Genomic DNA, 18,407 nt, shown 5'->3' with positions numbered 1-18,407 from the left:
ATTCGTTATCAGAAGAAGTCATCAGTAAATGCCAGATCAATGGTGACCTTATAGCGTTCCATTTCGATATTCAGGTCTTTGTCCTTCAGCACCAGGAAGTAATCTTTTTTACGGTCAAAATCAGTACCGGATAATGACAGTCTGACCTGTTTCACCCGTTCCGCAACAGAGTCGGTACTGCTATCAAAGGTCAGGGTTTCTTCACTGGAGACTTTGAGATCCCCATCATAAATGGCAATCGACAGGGTCACTGGGATCACTAGTTCCGTGACGGCTTCAGTTTGCATCAAGTCAAAATTCTGGATATTACTGACCATCTTCAGCGTGGATTTGGTGGAAATGACACCGACTTTACGCTTGGTCCGCTGTCCAGCCTTTTCACCACGTAGCTGTTTTACCGTTAGTACAGGCACTACGATTTCCTGAGGCATGATGCCGCCATGCACAAAACGTGAGCCTCCTACAAAATGGAAACGGTTCGCCCCTTTTGGAATCCAAAAATCAGTCGCAGATAATGTGCCTGCCGTAGCTTGGGTTGAGCCTTTCCAGGCTTCCTTGCTCTCTGGTAAACCATGCCCAATCACATAGCGTTTTTTGCTCTTCAATGTATTGGTCGGTTTTTCAGTCAAGCTTGAACGATCCGCAGATTCCAGTTTACTTTGCTGGAACAAGAAGCCATGGTCGGCTGTAATCAACAGGGTGGAAATATTGAAGTGCATTAAAATTTTACGGCTGAGTTCAGTCAGCTCTTCAATAGCATGTTCCACCGCCATAAAGGTCTCAGATTCTGTCGAGGCACTGTCACCGCGTGCATCAATCACGTTGTGATAAACGTAAATCAGCTCATAGTCTTTCAGCGCTTCACGGCCTTCATCACGCGACCAGCCTTTTACCATTTCAGCGGTTACTGCCAATCCATTATAGGCAGCCAGAATTTTGGATCGTGCTGCAGTCCCTTTGCTGGACTGCCCATCTACTAAAACATCATCCCCTGCGGCCTCTTTGTACTCCAAAGTCTGATGCGGCAATAACGAGGCCATGCCAAGTGTGGTGTAACTTGGGACAACGCCCAGCTGTGAAGACAAGGTCGCTTCAGAATAACGCTTTTCATTAATACGATCACGCAGCTCTACCGCAGCTTCATAACGGAAAGCATCACTGATAATTACCACAATACGGCGTTTCGTTGCAGAACTGAGTAAGGGTCTGACGTGAGTATCGTAGAAGTTCTGCTGATTTGGGATATCTGCCACTTTCCAGACATTCAAGCGTTGCTCAGCTTCAACCTGCTCTCCCCAGTTTCGTGCCAAGTGGTCAATAAACCAGTAGGAATAGCAATTTTCGACTTCTTCATCGAGTTTTTTCAGGATATCGACATGAGCGCGTTGAGAAGCAGCACTGTAGTGGCGATAGGCCATATCAAAGCGATACAACTCTTGCTCGTAGGCTGTATACAAGGCTTCGCTGGAGTCGAAATAGAACCCAGAATCAAACTGCAGTCGCAGACTGAACAGCTCAATCGCTGCCTGCAACGCTGTATAGACGGTACGGTATTTACGGCGGGTTGCATCGTCCTTATGTTTGGACGCCCAATAGCCATCCAGACGGGTAGAAATAATCGTTCTGAAATGTTCCAGTTCAGCTTTGGCTGCTGCAGGAATATGACTGGCCAAATCAACAATGATCTTTTGTTCAATCACTTCAAAGGTCATGACATCGAGCAGCTGCTCCAGATCAAAAGCCCCGACCTTTTCTTGGATCCGCAGTGCATTGGCCACGGTCTGGGAAAGTGTATCGAAGGTTGGGTAGTATTTGGAGCTGTCTCTCCAGCGTGACAAAAAGGCTCTGGCTGTTGCACGGGAGCTGACTGATGACATCACCAGTTCTTGAGCCCATAGCGGTATATCGCCCAGGCTTTCACAGAAACCTGTAGTCATCAAACGGATAAAGAACGTACCGAGCTTGAATGGCACTTCCCCATTCAATTCTTCAACCGATGCTGGATAACCAATTTCCGCCTGTAATGCTGTGACTAAAGCTGGCACTAGTTGGAACTTTTCCAGTTCAGCAAAGGAGTCTGGATTTACTTCCAAACTCAGATTCTGCTGTACCATTTCATCTGCCAACGCCAGGACAATATGCATCAGCTCGGCACTGTCGGCCTTGACCACAGCCGCAATCATGGCCATGTCCAGATCCTGTGCTTCGGCATCTGGCTGGATATAGCGTTTTAACGCGCTCAGACGGGCTTTGGCTTTGAGGAATTCTTCACGTTGAGCCAGATGTTCTCTTAGACTTTGCTGTTGTAAACCAAGCTCATTGAAGATAATCGAGAAACGATCGGCATAGAAGCTGCGTGAATAGAGCTTGATGTCCAGTAGCCAGTCTTTTTCGGTTTCAGGCTCAGGACTAGGGAAATACAGCAAGTATTTACCCTGCTGATCCTCAAGTTCCAGTTTAAGCTTAATCGCAAGGCTGGATTCGTCTGCCATATTCAGAATCTGGACATCATTCAGTTTTAACGCCTTTACTTCTTCGCTAAAGGACTGTTCCGCATCGTACCAAAAGACTATTCGATGCTGTTCAGTATAAAAGGCTTGTTCCAGACCTTGCTGAAGTTGACTTAAGTTCATGCAACCACCTCTGCATGATCTAGTGTGGAAGAAAAGCTATTCATCACTTTTCCCCCGTCACTGCTTTCACTTCAGCCAACAAGTCCCCAAACTTGCCATAGTTCACTTTCACCCCATCATCCAGATCCAGTGAAATACGCTGATCGGCATAATGGCGCAGTTTTTCCTCAAAGCTACTCAGTTCAGCCTGTTGCTTATGCAAATCTTGCAGTTTTTTCTCGATGCGTTTGATTTCAGCCGCAGAGTCACTGCTTTCTTTTGCTGTTTCTAGAGAATTAGCATAGGCAGCCATTTTGGAAATCAGTGGCATCACGTATTCAGTACGCATACGCGCCAAGGTGCTTTCGTTATAGCGGTGCAAGTACACTAACGCCTGGAAAGCACCTTGTTTACCACTGCTAAATAACCAGTAGATCGGACGCTTTTTATAGGTCTGCATATGGTCTTTATAGAACTTGCTGGCTAAGTAACGGCGAATGGTATCTTCAGCGGTTTCACTGGCTTTTTTATCCAAACTTTCTGCGAGCCACTGCATATTGGCATCTAATGTATCTTTGCTCCAAACCGCAGTTAAAAACTCTCGAATACGATGGGTGGCATCGTCTTCAAACCAGTGCATTTCGGTGAGTGGAATAATACCGTCAGCATCGGCTGGGAATTTTTTATAACGGCTGGCATCAAAGTCTTGATTGCCTGCATGGGCATAGATCAAGCCCGGTTCGTCCAGGCTATAACGTCCCATCATGCAGCCAAGTGCATAAGAAACTAAACGCTGGCTGTCTTTTTCACGGTTGGCACGGGTTAGGGTGATTTGTTCATCCGGTACATCTGGTGTGAGTTCGTCCTGTAAACCATAAGCTTCTATAAACAGTTTATTGTTTTCTTCTTCCAGATGTTTCATTTCAGCGACGGCGTTCGCATTTTGCTGTTGCCATGTGTTAAACGCTTGTTCTAGGTTTGACTGCTGCGTACGAATGATTGGGTTTTGAGTAAAGTCCCATGAGGTTTCGTATGCATTCCAGTCATCTCTTGCAAATTTAATCATCTCCTCTACATTTTCTCTTGCCTGATTTGAGGCTGTGAAAGGAACATAAGGCAATTGAGAGATTACACCTGCTGTTGTATTCATAGTAGGATTTATTATTATTTTCAAAAATTCTAGTACAGGTGAATTCATAAGTCCTATAATTTCAAGGAGTTCATTATTTCTAGCAAATAAACTATCAGCTGCCTGATCAAAAATATAACCATTATCCATATAACGTACACTAAATGTCCCAGAGCCAATCATTGACCAAGATATGCCATTTCTAAAATAATATTGAAGATTTTTTATTGTTCGTGTTGGGCTACCATATAATTTTTTTGCAAGCGCAAACATTTCTTCACCATCATTTTCCCAGTTAACTAAATACTCATTATTTCCATACCATTTTCTAAATTCTCCACCTTTATTATACGGGAACCACTTTTTATTAGAATTTTTCGCATCTTCCCTATTTATAGAACCAAATGCCATTTTTTGATTAGATCTCTTTCATAAATCAAAAAACGATCTTCTTTTTGGTTAATATTTGCACTCCGGATTTCTTAGCATTCGTGCATAATCTGCGGATGAAATACATCGATTCAAACAAGCTTTCTGATCCTCAGTTCAAGCGATATACAGGCATCTCATGGTCAACTTTCTATTTGATGGTTGAGCAATTGCAGAAGCATGTCTCTGCCAAAGGCAGACCGCCCAAGTTAAGCCTGGAGGATCAGGTTCTGCTCTGTCTGAGCTATTGGCGGGAATACCGAACCTTATTTCACGTTGCGACGAGTTACGGGGTTTCAGAGCCCACAGCGTCAAGAATTGTCCGTCATGTTGAAGACTGCCTGATTCGGTCCAATCTGTTTAATTTACCCAAAGATTTACCCGAGGGCGAAGGCATCGACTGGAATGTTGTGATCGTGGATGCCACGGAAATTCCAATCCAAAGGCCTAAAAAAACAGAAGAAAAGCTATAGCGGCAAGAAAAAGACCCATACCTTTAAAGTACAGGCCATGATTCACTACAAAACTCAGCAAATTCTGAGTTTATGTACCAGTCGCGGTGCAGTGCATGATTTCGAGTTGTTCAAACGCAATTTAAACCAGATTCCTTTTGGGGCTTTTATCCTTGCAGATAAAGGCTATCAGGGGATTTATGTGTTGTATCCGAATAGCCTGTTGCCATTAAAAGCCAAAAGACACTGTAAATTGGATCCTGAATTGAAAATCTATAATCAGGAAATTAATAAAAGAAGAATCGGAATTGAACATGTATTTGGCAGCCTAAAAACCTTCAAAATCCTTGCTGAGCGTTATCGAAATAGAGGTAAAAGGCTTGGTTTGAGATTCAATTTAATCGCTGGAATCTACAACTTGGAACTGAGCAAAAAATGATTTATGAAAGAGGTCTATTGCTAACTTCTGCCCATCTTCTAATGAACTTATTATTATCATTTGTTGCCAACCCACGACGTGGTTCTGAAATCTCTCCTAAAAGCTTATTTCCAGAAAATAAATTTCGAGTCTGTATATTTACCCAATAAGCAATAGGACTACCAGGAATTTTCTTAAAGTCATCAGGTTTCGTTTTTACATTACGTTCATTTAGACTAGGGAATTGTTTTGGGATGCCATCTTCTGTGAGTTCAAAATACCTAAAGCAATCAAAATCCCCAATTAATCCATTAATTTTATTTTTCTGAAGAATAGAAACAGAAATACCAAAGCTAATTCCCATAGCTGTTGGACCTTTGCCGTCATAAGGTAATTGAATTAGGCTTACAAGAGAATTATTGGAAAGTAGCTTTTCACGCATCGCTTCATAAGAGGACAGGAACATCCAGCTTTGCATGGTCACCATGCTATTGAAACCACTGTCCTTACACCATCCAAAACCACGTTCAATAAACATGGCAAACAGATCTGACTTGCTGTCTGGGAATTTCTTTTTAGAAAAATCTTTCAGTGCTGTATTCATCCCCTTACCGCCCATATACGGCGGATTCGCAATCACTGCATCATATTGCTTGGCCAGTAATTTAGCTTGCTGGACGAGCGGTAACAGCTCCTGCGCTGACTGCTGTGCAAAGATATCCCCTAACGCTGCTGCTGTATTCAGCTTGCTTTCTAAATCAGGCAGCTTTTTAGCGAATACTTGAGGAATTTGAATCAAAGAACCAAAGGTTGAAGCATGTTCAAATAGGTTTAATAATTCTTTTAAATCCGCCTGTTCAATACCCGTACTTGCCAAATCCTGACTGAATGCTTCTAAACGTTCTGGCTGACTGTCTTGTAGCACAATAATATTCAGCTTCGGTGGATTGCCAAATAAACGGCGGTCATCCTCACGTGCTTTCATCAACAGCGTAAAACTCGCCAACTGTGCAGCACGAGTATCAATATCAATACCGTACAAGTTATTTTCCAGAATCAAACGTGGAATATCACGACTCCGGTAACCACGTTCCAGATAAATCGCTTTGAGGCAATCATAAGCTTCCACCAAAATATGCCCCGAACCACAGGCCGGATCCAGTACCGTAATACTTTCAGGATTTAAGGTATCGCCATCTTCACTGATACGCACATCAATCAGCTGTTTTAACTGGGCATTGACCTCATCGGTCTGTTCCGCTGGCTGAATATAGTATTCCCACTCACTGGCCAGGGTACTTTCCGGCTGTGCCATCATCCATAGACGACCAACACTGTTTTGCACCAAATACTTCACAATCCAGTTTGGGGTGAAGAGTTGTGTCGCTGCAGGAATGTCTTCACTCTTGACGACTTTACCAATCACCTGATCTTTCTTTTCAGAAATATAGAACTGATACAGCCAGCCAATAATCTGTACATCCGACCAGTCTTCTTCCGGAATGCTGCTGACCAGATCACGAATCAAGGAGTCGGTTTTGGTCAGGTTATCCGGTAATAACAGTTCAGATTCATCAGAAACCTGTTCGAACAGGAGAGGCATGACCTGATTCAACGCATGACATTGAGCCAATAATAGCTCCCGATACAGCTCTTCGTCTTTATTGCCATCCAGTTTGAGTTCAGCCACACGGCTGGCATCTAAACCCGGTAGGTCAATATCCAAGCATTCTTCCAGAATCTGCGGCAAGCCTGCACTGCCATCGGCACTGCTCAGTACACGGCGACCATGATCGAGTAAGCCTTTGCATTCCATGTAGCGAATCGCACAGAGACGGTTAAACCAGCTGTAAGCGATATAATCAATGGTTTGCTCAAAACTGCTGGTTTGAATGCGTTTGATCAGCTTGTCACGTGGTTTCATGACGGATAGCGGAAAAACCTGATCGCCAATCAGCAGCAAGTCGCCTTTCTGTTCTGCCGGTAAAATGCTGTCTGCGGTGATGCCGTATTTCGCGGCCTGCTTGCGCATCGCTGCGATAAAATCGTTACGTGCTTGCGGTGCGTATTTTTTAATATTACTGGTATTCATCTTTAAACCTTTAATTAATGACTGATGCCGATATCCCTAACCCAAGTTAGCGAATACGCACACGCTTTTTATCACCCACAATTTTTTTCAATTCAGCTTTGAGTGCGTCTACAAACTGATCTACTGACTCTTCTGTTTCCAGATAGACACTACTTGAGCTTTTGCTGTAAATGCTGGCGACATCGACTTCGACAACAGGTTTCGGTGGCACTACGGCTGTCACAGGCTGTACCGGACTCGCAGCAGGTGCTGATGTAGCTGGGCTGGAGGTGGTTGCAGTGTTGGTTACACTCTCTGCTTTGCTCTGAGCCAGTTGTGCCGCTTTGGCCTGACGCTGGATTTCCGCCTCAACTTCGCTCTCCAGCTCATACAAGGCTTCATCAAAACGCTCGACGCTGGTTTGGGTTTGCAGCATATAGATGGTGGACAGGCTAGTTTCCACTTCAATATCCGCTTTGAACAATTGCAGTGGGCGTAATAGCTTGTTACTCAATTCAGCGGTAGCGATGCCACTGTTTTTGATCTCAGCTTCTAACTGCTTGATCTTGTCATCAATGTGTTCTATTGCCTGATTGCGCTTCTCAGTCAGCAATTGCTCATTGACGCTTTCCACTGTGCGAACCAAATCAGCCACTTTATTTAACAGGCCATAGGGCGATTCAAGGGTGGCAATACGATGTAATTCGGAGAGGGCTTTTTTTGCCACATCATCACTGCCCAGCGCCTGTTTGTTTTTCTCAAAATGACGCAAGGCTTGCTGTAGTTGCTGCCAGCTTGGCATCTGATTACTAAAGAATTCATGAATGTCACGATAGTCTTCTTCCAGATCCAGATAGTCGTCCTTGTTCTCAACCACGACCTTAAAGAAATCGAAGCTGTCGCTATTGGTCAGCAGACGTTCCAAAGTGAGAATCGACTTTTCAATCACTTTCTTGCCCGGGAACTGCCCAACATCAGTTTTACTCTTATACGATTTAAAGTTGGCTAACCAATTTTTAAAATGTTGGGTATAGAATTCAAATAGCTCTTTTTCAGTCGCTGGTCCCATGGCCGAGAATAGGTCTTGGGTCAGTTGGCGTGCCTGTTTCAACACCTGATCATCAGTCTGGCGCTTTTTAATAATGGAAACATCACGGCGACGGCGACTGTTTTGTAAAGGCTCAAAGGCCTCTTTCAGCTGCAAGCTGCCGCCATTTAACTGCAGTGAAATCCGCCCCATTGCCGCCAGCTGACCCACCAGCAGTAAAATCTCGGCATCCGGCCAGCCATAAGGACGTTTGGCAAAACGATCCATCACATCTGAGACTAGAATACGCTCTGTACCAGTGGCCCGTAGTGCAATGTACTGCTCCACTTCCTGTAGGGCTTTGGGATTGCTCTGACCGCCATCCAGAGACAATCCGAGCTGCGCCATATCATCCACAGTCAAGACGGCGTTCAGTTCACGCCAGGCATCCTGCTGATAGACCTGCAGATAGCTCAGTTTGGTATAAGTATTTTCCAGCAGATAACGACAGGCCTCATCCAGCTTGGTGGTTGGACTTGAAGATGAAAGTTGTAGATGTTGACCCAAGGCATAACTTTCCGCCTCCAGCAACATTTCTTCGACCCGGACACGCAGACGTTTTTTACGCTCCTGATTCTCACGGCCACGGTCTGCCAGAATACGGGTGATATCGGACTGAGTGCCATCATCATTTAAGCGGATGAATTTATTGGTTTTCAGCCAGGTGCGCAGTTCATTAAAGAACTGTTTATCGTCTGCCAGTTTAAACAGCACTTGTCCTTCGGCCTGAGTACTTTTACCAATACAGTAAGCTTCACTGTAGAGGTTGTATTCCGTATCCAGCGGAGAAATGATTTCAACTTTTAAATCGCTCTCATACTTGCCATCCAGGCTATGGCTATCTAGGAAACGACCAATCTGATAGTCCATCTTGTTGGCTTGATGGCGGTATTTGTTCTGATCGCGCAGTAAATCTTTAAAGATCAGATTGGCTAACTCTTTATTTTCTTCTGAAGCTGCTAAGTCAGTGGCTTTAATTTTTCGAGTGATATCCCGCTCTTCATTAGTCAGGAACAGGAACTCATCGCCATTCCTAGTAATCAGGCTTTCTTTTTCCAGACGCTGCAGGCTCTCTTCAATCCGCTTGCGCAATGCCAGCTTATCTTCATCAATTTTCTCAATCGACAAAGTCACCAGGTTATCCAGCGTACCTTTGATGATATCGACATAGCGGATCATGAACAGGGTACGCAGCATCTGCACATCAAAACCATCCAGGGTCTTATTCTGCCCTGCCTGGTCGATGGTACGCTTCACTGCAGTATCCAGGAAACCTTCGACTGAAGTATAGAAGCGGTGGAAAGGAACCAGGGCACCGACTTCATCTGTAGCAATCGCATTCGCGGCCATCTGGAACGCATCCAGCATGGACCGTTCACCATAGGCCAAGTGTGCACCGGTCGCACCGACTTTACGGATTTCTTCAAATACTTTTTGCACCAGCTGGAAATGGTACGGCGCAAAAGGATAGTTATGAATAAAACTTTCTGGCCCCTCATAGTTCTTGAGGGTTGGACCTGAACGGTCAAAGGTAATCTGATTTTTTAAGATATCGCCCTTTTGCTCAAACACCGATCTGAGCAATGCTTCTGCTTCTGGGGTTTTGCGTAATAAACGTTTCTGGATGACTTCATCGGTATTGGAACTGGACAGTGATAAACGGGTTTTAAAACGTCCAGCAATCTTGGAGAAGTCATTGGCTTTGGAAGAAGACATCTCACCTAAAACAGCATCGATGTCTGCCTGTGAGGTGACGATAATCCAAGCGCGGCCTTTACAGATCGTACCCAGGTTTTCAGTAATGGTTTGCAGTGTCAGCATCAAGCGGGTATCGCTGCCAATAAACTGCCCCACTTCATCGACCAAGAACAACATGCGTTGCTGGGGTCCTTTGCTATCTAAGTATTCTTTCACCCACTGACAGAAGTTTTCAACCGAAACACTAAAGGTCTGCTCAGAATCCTCAAACCATTTATGCGCAGCTTCTGCTGATAAGTTGAGGGCTTGGGAAATCGCGGTTTCGACATCATCCTGATAGAACTGATAGCCGTCACGTTCTTCTAGCCAAGACATGCCGCTAGATTCTTCAAAAGCCTGTTTAAAGCGCTCATACACCCCTTTCTGGCTCAGGTGACGTTCCATATGCGCAATATGTGGATGGTCAGCACTAAAACCCTGATACTCGTTAAACACGCGTAAAAACACATTCAGAATCGGATTGCCGTCATCATTTGAACTGGCTTTACTGTCGATGTTAAATAGGATGACATCGGCATGATGGCTAACGGCCTTGCCAATATCTGCCCGGATAAACGCATCACGGATTTTGCTTTCATCAAAGAATTCTGCAGCACTGCGTTCGTTACCTTCCGCGTCACGTGCCACTTTATTGGCCAGAATATACGACAAGGTTTTCAGGAAATGTGATTTACCTGAACCAAAGAAGCCTGAAATCCACACACCGACTCGGTTGGCAATCGAAGGATCGCTTAGGTCTGTACCATAAGACTGGAAAAAGTCCCGAAAATGCTTTTCCAGCTCATTGGTGACCACGTATTCATCGAGTTCCTGATATACCGTGGTATTGTCATTCTGGTCTGCCTTGACCACCCCGTTTATCGCACGATCTAATGGCTTGTAAAAAAGTTCTTTAATGTTCATCTCAATCCATTCCCCCGAATTCTTATTTCTATTTGCCGTGTTTAAGGCACTAATCTGAATGCTCTGTAGTAATTGTTGCTTGGAATTTTTCCAAATAAACTCATCGCTTGACCGTCGTAATAGCCTGGGTAAAACAGCACCACTGGCTTATGCCCCAGTAACGAATGCAAACTATTCAATAAGTGATGGGCACGTAACAGTGGCCAAACCGACCCTACCCCAGTCATCAACACAATATCTTGCTCATTGGTGGCATATTTACTCACCAGATAAGGCGCGAACTTATCCATATGCAGTGGGCCCTTTAAGGCTTTGAGCAGCGCTTCATCGCCTTTGGCTTTTTGCATTTGAATGGCTTTATCGATGAAGTTACGCTCAGCCAGATAATCCACCACGGCTTGCAGCAGGTTGATATTCACCACCTTCAGCTGACTGTATTTTTTCTCTAGCATCCCTTCGAGAAAATGCAGATATTCGCGCACCCTCAACTCATCTTCAGGTGCATAATCAAAAATCCAGAAGCCAATTTCATTGCCTAATCCTTGTCCAGTGAGAAATTCGGTTGAAAGTATTCGCTCTGGAATCTGGTTCAGACGCTCATGTATTGTTTGACTCATTGCTGCCCCTCTACAACTAACGCGTCCATACCGACACTTCCATAGATCTTTTAATGCGTTGTTTATAATGTTCTTCCAACAGGCTACGCAGCTCTGCTCTGACGATCACGCGCTGCAACTCCAGCTTACGGGTACTTTTTAAGTAACCGGCTTCTGCCAGCATGCGAAACACCACCTGCCCCATTTTTTTCTTGCTGGACTCTTTCCAATCACAGATATCCGGATCGCGTTGTGAGCGTTCATCCAAAAAATCTGACCAGATATAACCGTCCAAGTGTTGCGCCTGGGAGATATAGGCATCCCTCATCACCGTTTCCATAAACTCAAGCAGCAACAGGTTGCGTTCCAGTGCGCCACAAAAAGCCACCTGGGTCGCCAGCTCATCATCCCCATCACGCAAAGCTTTCCAGAAATCAGGCTCTAAGCGCTCAAGACGCTTACGAATGGCAGTGGCGTTACGTTGGGCTGAAGCAGGCGTTCTTTTTTGCAGAATATTGTCAATCTGAATTGCCTGATGCCATTGTTCTGGAGTCGCTTCTCGTAATAACAGATCAGCGATCAGCCGGCTTTCACGCACCATCAGGGAGCCACCAATCAGGTCACTGTCATAATGAAATTGTTCTAACATGGCCAATCTCCTATGAGGCCTGATCAAACAGGTAAGACGACAGCTTTTCGATATCTGAGCGTTGTAGTACCAAGGGATATTTCAAGGCATCATCCGCCTCAGCCAGCGTGATCGCGGCCTGATATCGCTGCAAAGTATAGTGAGCCAGGGCTTTTTTCACCGGAATCTGTAATCTGCCATCAGGCATGCCGAAGTCTTTTTCGACCAGCGCTTGTTGTGATGAGTTCAATTTTGGATTAGGGATCAGCGTCAGTACAATTTCTTCATGCCATTGCTGATCCTGAGCAGGCTGTACTGACTCAATCGCCACCACAACAGGTGTGCGATCAATTCTGGAGAGTAAAAAGTCCTTAAACTGCTTGCTCTGATGGCAATAGGCACGGACATGCCAGCGAAAACCGGTATACACCAGGGTGTGTGGGGAAATGATGCGCTCATGCCACTGCGGATTCTGCATCGAGGCATAAATCATTTTTAAAGTGTTTTGGTTTCGGCAGGCACGCAAAACTTCCCGAATCACTTCAGGACGTACACTGCGATCAGGTAATTGAACTGCTGCAAGATTCGGTTCTGGTGTCGCAATCAGGGTATGCGATTCACTAACCAAACCTGACAGCATATTGAGATATTCATTGATATGCGCTGTAGTCAGTACAGGCTGGAAGCTGGCTTTAGGCACATAACCCTTGACGGAGGGGTCATGAATCAAGGCATCTGGGTTATACAGCGTATTGTAACGCTTGATATCCGCAGAAGCCTGCTGTCGACTAAGTCCAAACCAGCTCATCAAACGATTGGTAACCAAACGACCTTCCCAGTATGCAAGCAGCTCGATCGCTCGCATTCGTAGCAGGACTTCATGCTTATCTGTCGTCATATACCAATCAGTCAATAAATAGCAGCTTTAAGATTACCCTACAGCAAATATACAGTAAACATTTTTGACGGTATTTAAAGGTAGTATTGCAATCATCAGATAAAAAATATACTAGTATCCTGATGATAGCCGTCAAAGTACGATCTCTAGCAGATCATGGATCCTGGTATAGCGCGTGAATTGAGCTAAGTTTTAGAATGAGAGAAATATGGGTTTTAGATTTCGTAAAAGTATTAAATTATTCCCGGGTTTTAAAATTAATCTAACCCATAAAGGCATCAGCAGTGCCAGCATTGGCAAACCTGGTGCTTCTCTAAATATTGGGAAAAAAGGTACGCGAACCAGTGTCGGCATTCCAGGTACGGGACTATCTTACTCTAAACACCAACCTTACTCTAAAAAGACCCGTGTTCCACAACCGACATCGCTAGAACACACGGAATATAATCCTCAGAATTTAGAACAACCGAAGACAAAGATCTGGCCTTGGATTATTTTTGGAATATTGTGTTTTATTGTGGGTGCCGTCATTTTTTAGCAAAAACAACATTGTATTTTGATCAAAAAAAAATGCCCACATGGGTGAGTGGGCAAACTAAGGATATTAAGATCCTTCAGAAACTACAGCGCGATTCTCGCTACTACTCTATCTGTTATTTAAATCAGCGACTGTGGCTCACAGCATATTGCTGATCGCACAGCTTAAAAGTAAGTTTTGTTGTAGTTTTAATGAATTGCGGTTTTTTAAAGGAGCTTTTTTATAGCTTCATTATTTTGTGTGTTTTTTTTAATTATTCAGACTATTCTAAATAGTCAGTACGTAATAGTATCACCTGTTGATCTTGGTATTGGCGATGAATGGTTAAATCCATTTTAGCAATTGTTTGTGAGGTTAAATCTGACGGCTCACGTACTAATAAGCCTTGTAATGTTGTTAGTAAACTTTTCATTTTGCAATCCCCTATTTGATTTAAATCAATCACATGAATAGTACTATTTTGTAACATCAATATTTCAATACGATGAATCAAGGTGATATTAAAAGGACTGCCCCCTGTATATATAGAAATCAGTCCTTAAAAACGGCTTAATCAACGATCCAACTTTATAGAATCGGATCGTTTAGGCGTTATGTTCAGGTTAAGAACAAGAGTATTGACTAACCATGACTTGCAAGGCTGGTTAGGGTAAATCAGCCAGACCCAAGCCATATCTTGCTGATAGATGAGTACAAAAGCTCGTCAAACAAATCCGCTCTAGTCTCCTCTAAGCTGATATCTGATTTTCTTCTATTACAGAGCAGATGAACCAGCAGACCATTTTCTAGCACACCTTGCCCACCTGCGGCTTTGGCAATCCTATGATCCGATTCAGTAGAATCGAGATAGATTAATCCATCACAAATGGGGCAAAAGTTATGATTACCCACTAGAAAATTATGCTTAAGCAAATTTTTGGTTAATGCTGAAAAGGCCTTGGGCTTTGATCGAGAAATTGGATTGTCGATGCCTACACTCCACTTTATTTATTTTCAGACAGCAACCAATCAAGAGCGTTCATTTTTACAATACCATTATAATTGGCTTCAGTCCCTATGGTGTCTAAGGTAAGTAAATACTTGGGATATGAATCAGAAATTTTCTGTAATGGACGTAACTCTCGGGTGAGTGTCTCCTCATTGAGCGTTTCTAATGCCACCTGATAATAAGTTAAATTCTGTAAAGTATCGACAGCAACAAAATCAATTTCATATTCATCAACCCGCCCTACATAGACCGTATAGCCTCGTCTGACAAGCTCAAGATAAATCACATTTTCTAAAATATGACCTTGATCAGCATTAGCATCAGGCAACATAATCCGGCGCAATCCGACATCAACTAAATAGTATTTTTCAGAGGATTGTAATAACTCACGCCCGCGTACTTTAAATTGTGCGGCGCTATAAAATAGCAAACTGTCCTGTAAGCCCTGAATATAGCGTTTTACTGTTTCAAATGAGATTTTAACCCCACTTGAAACAAAGGTATTTTTAATTTTATTGATGGAAATGGGTGAGCCTGTCACGCTTGCCAAATATCTTGCGACACGCTCGAGAGAGTTAATATCGGCCGTATTCAAACGGGGAATAACATCTTTAAACATTACACTGGCATAGACCGCTTGCAAGTAATCATAGGTTTCCTGCTGGCTGGTCATGGCAAGCGTATAGGGGAAACTACTGTGCGTGTACATGGCATACAAATCACGATTGGATAATTGTTGGATGATCGGATTATTTTCAATATGCCACTGTTTAAACTCTTGGAATGAAAGGGGTAAAACATGTTGCTCGATATAGCGTCCTGTGAGTAAAGTCGCAAGTTCTCCACTCAGAAAGAATGCGTTTGAACCTGTAATATATAAATCGATATAATCTCGAACATATAAAGAGTCGACTACTTTTTCAAAATTAGTAACATGTTGTATTTCATCTAAAAAAACATAGTTTTTTTTGCTTTTATCAACTTTAGACAGTACATAATCATGTAGTTTACGGTAATCTGTGAGTTCTTCAAATTCCATAAATTCGAAATTGATAGCAATGATGTTTTCGGCTTGTACACCCTGTGCTTTTAGGTCTTGTTGAAACATCGCTAACAAGGTGGATTTTCCAGAGCGACGTACACCCGAAAGCACTTTAATGACATCACGGTCTTGCCATGTATTCAGAAATTTTAAGTAGCCATCACGTCGAATATTAGCGCTTCTCATTGTTTACACTTGAAATCTAAATTTTTAATTAATTCTATCAAAGTTTAGAACCTAGATGTAAAAATATTCAATTTTAAAAAAAGTTTAAAGTTTAAGTGAAACATTCAAAGCTACTGTTGAAGCATGCAAACAGTAGATCTGATAAAAATCCAAATTCTGTCTTTTTAATTATTTTCCATGTCATGTTATGTCATTGATGCTGCGACTTAACTGCTATATAAATTAAGTGAAAAGTAAAAGGAATTAATATGTTAACTAGAGTGGAACTCATTTTTGTTGTGCTGATGGTCTCAGCCTTAATCCTAATTGCTTATGAAATGCTAAAAGGTTTATTTTAGAGCATCTATACAATTTTTGATCAAAAAAAAGCCCACAGAGGGAATCTATGGGCGAAACTAAGGACCTTGACGGTCATTCAGAAACTACAGCTAGTTTCTGGTTGTGATTCTGGACTGAATTAAAAATAACCACATTGGCTGAATGTATCAAAAGTTAAATCATGTGATTAATCATTGATACATCTGCAAAAATGAGCTCATCGCTCTGTTGATTAATACAGTAATTCACCAAACAAATCCGCTCTAATCTCTTCCAGACTCAGATCTGATTTCATTCTATTACAGATGGGATGAACCAACAGACCATTCTCTAGAACGCCTTGCCCACCTACGGCTTTGGCAATCCTATGATCCGATTCAGTAGAATCAAGATAGATCAATCCATCACAAATGAGGCAAAAGTTATGATTACCCACCACAAAATTGTGCTTAAGCAGACTCTTGGTTAATGCCGAAAAGGCCTTTGGCTTTGATCGAGAAATTGGACTAATCGACTCCACATATCCCACCACATTCTTGACTACTGCATCATCATAACCACCCAAAAATCTTTCGACATAAAACTCGTTAAAGTTTATGTACTTGAAGGCCTTAGACATGGACAGAATAAAGGTATTCAGGCATTCCTTATCATCAAAATCAACTTCCATTTCCAAGCTTAAGCAAATAAAGGCTTTATAGACAATTTGTAGCCGATCATAGCCCTTGATACCACTGCCGAACTTGCCGACCGTTTCGGTGGTCGCCACGGGGAAATTGGCGATCAAGAACTCAATACTACGGCGTATCCGGGTGAAGTCCTTGAAACTAATCTTTCGATGATGAATCTGCATGCGGCTTTCATGAATTTCATACACAATTGAAAACCATGCAAGAAAAGAAGTAATCTGAAAACGCTGATCCTTATAAAAATATAAGTATGGATGTAAGCCCAAACTCGGAACCCCAGCATTTTTTACAGGCGTCGCTATCCTGCAAAGAATGGTCAACAGATGCGACATTAGGTTTTCAACGCGCTCCCCCTGATTCAGACTCATAATATTATGAATCTGATCACCCGCAATGATATTCATCAGCTCATTGACCAAGCCAATTTTTTTGCCATGACTCATTTCATTGTCTAATAAAATGGTCGAAAAAAGTAGCTGGTGGATCCTCTCCCCTAACTCAATCAACTCATTTAAACGTGTATATTGGAGCTCTTCTAGGTTAGATTTATTGTCATTGATATAACAACAGGCATAGATCGCATAATACGCGTCACTACCGCGATTTCTGAGGTGATATTCCTCATATTTATCTAAACGTTTAGTATCTGAGTTAATCGATTGAAATACCCGTCGCGCATCTTCCGGGGTCCCCAGTACCTGCCGGAAACTGATTTTAATATCGCCTAATTTCGATTTTTTTTCTGCAAATTCGGCATCAGTACAAATTTTTTGAAAATCAGCAAGATCTCCTAAATAATTGCGGAGGTAACGAATATCTTGTTTTTGTTGATCATTGAAATTAGGTGCTTGAGGGACTTGCTCATCCGCAAAATATCTATTGATCCACGCATAGATACAGGAAAGACGATGTGCTCCATCAATAATGTAAATATTGCTGTGTATATCTTTCCAATACAAAATGCATAAATTGATGTTTTGATCTTCTGTGCAATCCTCAATAAAGTTTGCAATTTCTTGCACGCTCCAACATTCCGTAGAACGCTGGTTATCCGCCTTAAATAAACATTTGATGATTGGATGCTTTTCAAAATCAGTCAGTGCCACTTCAAAATTGTCACGCTGCATTGAAGGTGACATTTCTTCTGGCAACATGACTTTACGCTGAATAATATTGGTCAATAGTCGTGTAGAACCCATTTCTTATTTTCTCCAGGCAACACTTTCCTACTTTCGCTCAAGTACGAAATTTGAAAATGTATATAGTTCGATTTGGTTAAAGCTGTGAATTAAATGACCGTCAATATCCAGTCAGCGCTAACAAAAGAGACCTAAGAGAAATGGGGGGATTAGATAATAAAATCTTCATGTTTAGTACCTGTAGTTTAGAGTTCACTATCTACAACCATCTTTTCCACGAGATGGAGGTAGACCAAACAGGGGTGGAAATACCGCACTACAGAAGACGGCCAGTCATAGACTGCCCTGCCTGGCCTACCATAATGGCAAACTAAGCATAATAAGCACAAAAAACCGCTAAAGCGGTTTTAATGCTTCTGTAGTAATTTTCAGGTTTCCACGCCCGATTACAGATTTTGCTGTAACGTAATTATCATATGGGTATCTTTTTCTTTGGTCAAACCAAATTAGAATTTTTTATTCATTT

Annotated in this window: 11 protein-coding genes and 3 pseudogenes; 3 read left to right on the top strand and 11 right to left on the bottom strand. The window is 42.7% G+C overall.

Annotated features, from left to right (window positions below; all coding sequences use genetic code 11):
- Positions 1-8: 8 nt before the first annotated feature.
- On the bottom strand, positions 9-2,633 hold the full coding sequence (gene pglZ, locus ACO1B7_RS17640) for a BREX-1 system phosphatase PglZ type A (protein WP_423090442.1): 2,625 nt from the start codon (positions 2,631-2,633) through the stop codon (positions 9-11).
- Positions 2,634-2,676: 43 nt separating this feature from the next.
- Positions 2,677-4,110 (bottom strand): annotated as a pseudogene (pglX, locus tag ACO1B7_RS17635) (BREX-1 system adenine-specific DNA-methyltransferase PglX); the annotation flags it as partial.
- Between the two features lie 137 nt (positions 4,111-4,247).
- Between pglX (ACO1B7_RS17635) and ACO1B7_RS17630 the strand changes: the two are divergent.
- Together ACO1B7_RS17630 and ACO1B7_RS17625 are read left to right on the top strand one after the other, a co-directional pair.
- The gene (locus tag ACO1B7_RS17630; RefSeq protein WP_008306679.1) at positions 4,248-4,643 is read left to right on the top strand and encodes a transposase family protein; all 396 of its coding nucleotides are present in this window, start codon (positions 4,248-4,250) and stop codon (positions 4,641-4,643) included.
- On the top strand, positions 4,591-5,061 hold the full coding sequence (locus ACO1B7_RS17625) for an IS5/IS1182 family transposase (RefSeq protein WP_004809604.1): 471 nt from the start codon (positions 4,591-4,593) through the stop codon (positions 5,059-5,061). Before ACO1B7_RS17630 ends, ACO1B7_RS17625 begins: the two co-directional genes overlap by 53 nt.
- Before the next feature lie 4 nt (positions 5,062-5,065).
- On the opposite strand, the pseudogene pglX (ACO1B7_RS17620) reads toward ACO1B7_RS17625, so the two are convergent.
- The 5 genes and pseudogenes from pglX (ACO1B7_RS17620) to ACO1B7_RS17600 all read right to left on the bottom strand — a co-directional run.
- Positions 5,066-7,132, bottom strand: a pseudogene (gene pglX, locus ACO1B7_RS17620) (BREX-1 system adenine-specific DNA-methyltransferase PglX); the annotation flags it as partial.
- 46 nt (positions 7,133-7,178) lie between these two features.
- Positions 7,179-10,859, bottom strand: coding sequence for a BREX system P-loop protein BrxC (gene brxC / locus ACO1B7_RS17615; protein WP_423090441.1), 3,681 nt, complete (start codon positions 10,857-10,859; stop codon positions 7,179-7,181).
- A gap of 41 nt (positions 10,860-10,900) precedes the next feature.
- The gene (locus ACO1B7_RS17610) at positions 10,901-11,476 is read right to left on the bottom strand and encodes a DUF1788 domain-containing protein (protein WP_423090440.1); all 576 of its coding nucleotides are present in this window, start codon (positions 11,474-11,476) and stop codon (positions 10,901-10,903) included.
- A gap of 16 nt (positions 11,477-11,492) precedes the next feature.
- The gene (locus tag ACO1B7_RS17605; RefSeq protein ID WP_423090439.1) at positions 11,493-12,104 is read right to left on the bottom strand and encodes a DUF1819 family protein; all 612 of its coding nucleotides are present in this window, start codon (positions 12,102-12,104) and stop codon (positions 11,493-11,495) included.
- A gap of 10 nt (positions 12,105-12,114) precedes the next feature.
- The gene (locus ACO1B7_RS17600; RefSeq protein WP_423090438.1) at positions 12,115-12,981 is read right to left on the bottom strand and encodes a helix-turn-helix transcriptional regulator; all 867 of its coding nucleotides are present in this window, start codon (positions 12,979-12,981) and stop codon (positions 12,115-12,117) included.
- A gap of 208 nt (positions 12,982-13,189) precedes the next feature.
- Between ACO1B7_RS17600 and ACO1B7_RS17595 the strand changes: the two genes are divergently transcribed.
- Positions 13,190-13,519: a DUF4236 domain-containing protein gene (locus ACO1B7_RS17595; RefSeq protein ID WP_004726791.1), complete on the top strand. Its 330-nt coding sequence runs from the start codon at positions 13,190-13,192 to the stop codon at positions 13,517-13,519.
- 262 nt (positions 13,520-13,781) lie between these two features.
- On the opposite strand, the gene ACO1B7_RS17590 is transcribed toward ACO1B7_RS17595, so the two are convergent.
- The 4 genes and pseudogenes from ACO1B7_RS17590 to ACO1B7_RS17575 form a co-directional block, all read right to left on the bottom strand.
- The gene (locus tag ACO1B7_RS17590) at positions 13,782-13,931 is read right to left on the bottom strand and encodes a hypothetical protein (RefSeq protein ID WP_225554346.1); all 150 of its coding nucleotides are present in this window, start codon (positions 13,929-13,931) and stop codon (positions 13,782-13,784) included.
- Between the two features lie 242 nt (positions 13,932-14,173).
- A pseudogene (locus ACO1B7_RS17585) lies at positions 14,174-14,482 on the bottom strand (HNH endonuclease signature motif containing protein); the annotation flags it as partial.
- Positions 14,483-14,502: 20 nt separating this feature from the next.
- Positions 14,503-15,735, bottom strand: a complete 1,233-nt coding sequence (locus ACO1B7_RS17580) for an ATP-binding protein (protein WP_423090437.1) — start codon at positions 15,733-15,735, stop codon at positions 14,503-14,505.
- Between the two features lie 550 nt (positions 15,736-16,285).
- On the bottom strand, positions 16,286-17,941 hold the full coding sequence (locus ACO1B7_RS17575) for an HNH endonuclease signature motif containing protein (RefSeq protein WP_423090436.1): 1,656 nt from the start codon (positions 17,939-17,941) through the stop codon (positions 16,286-16,288).
- Positions 17,942-18,407: the final 466 nt, after the last annotated feature.

The sequence above is a fragment of the Acinetobacter lwoffii genome (assembly GCF_049367455.1).
Classification (GTDB): Bacteria; Pseudomonadota; Gammaproteobacteria; order Pseudomonadales; family Moraxellaceae; genus Acinetobacter; species Acinetobacter lwoffii_W.
Note: the sequence above shows the minus strand (reverse complement) of the source record. Positions and strands in the feature narration are given on the sequence as shown.

What these genes read in the sequence shown, in the direction of transcription:
- pglZ (WP_423090442.1), bottom strand. Translation starts at nt 2,633, where the DNA reads ATGAACTTAAGTCAACTTCAGCAAGGTCTGGAACAAGCCTTTTATACT.
- ACO1B7_RS17630 (WP_008306679.1), top strand. Translation starts at nt 4,248, where the DNA reads ATGAAATACATCGATTCAAACAAGCTTTCTGATCCTCAGTTCAAGCGA.
- ACO1B7_RS17625 (WP_004809604.1), top strand. Translation starts at nt 4,591, where the DNA reads ATGCCACGGAAATTCCAATCCAAAGGCCTAAAAAAACAGAAGAAAAGC.
- brxC (WP_423090441.1), bottom strand. Translation starts at nt 10,859, where the DNA reads ATGAACATTAAAGAACTTTTTTACAAGCCATTAGATCGTGCGATAAAC.
- ACO1B7_RS17610 (WP_423090440.1), bottom strand. Translation starts at nt 11,476, where the DNA reads ATGAGTCAAACAATACATGAGCGTCTGAACCAGATTCCAGAGCGAATA.
- ACO1B7_RS17605 (WP_423090439.1), bottom strand. Translation starts at nt 12,104, where the DNA reads ATGTTAGAACAATTTCATTATGACAGTGACCTGATTGGTGGCTCCCTG.
- ACO1B7_RS17600 (WP_423090438.1), bottom strand. Translation starts at nt 12,981, where the DNA reads ATGACGACAGATAAGCATGAAGTCCTGCTACGAATGCGAGCGATCGAG.
- ACO1B7_RS17595 (WP_004726791.1), top strand. Translation starts at nt 13,190, where the DNA reads ATGGGTTTTAGATTTCGTAAAAGTATTAAATTATTCCCGGGTTTTAAA.
- ACO1B7_RS17590 (WP_225554346.1), bottom strand. Translation starts at nt 13,931, where the DNA reads ATGAAAAGTTTACTAACAACATTACAAGGCTTATTAGTACGTGAGCCG.
- ACO1B7_RS17580 (WP_423090437.1), bottom strand. Translation starts at nt 15,735, where the DNA reads ATGAGAAGCGCTAATATTCGACGTGATGGCTACTTAAAATTTCTGAAT.
- ACO1B7_RS17575 (WP_423090436.1), bottom strand. Translation starts at nt 17,941, where the DNA reads ATGGGTTCTACACGACTATTGACCAATATTATTCAGCGTAAAGTCATG.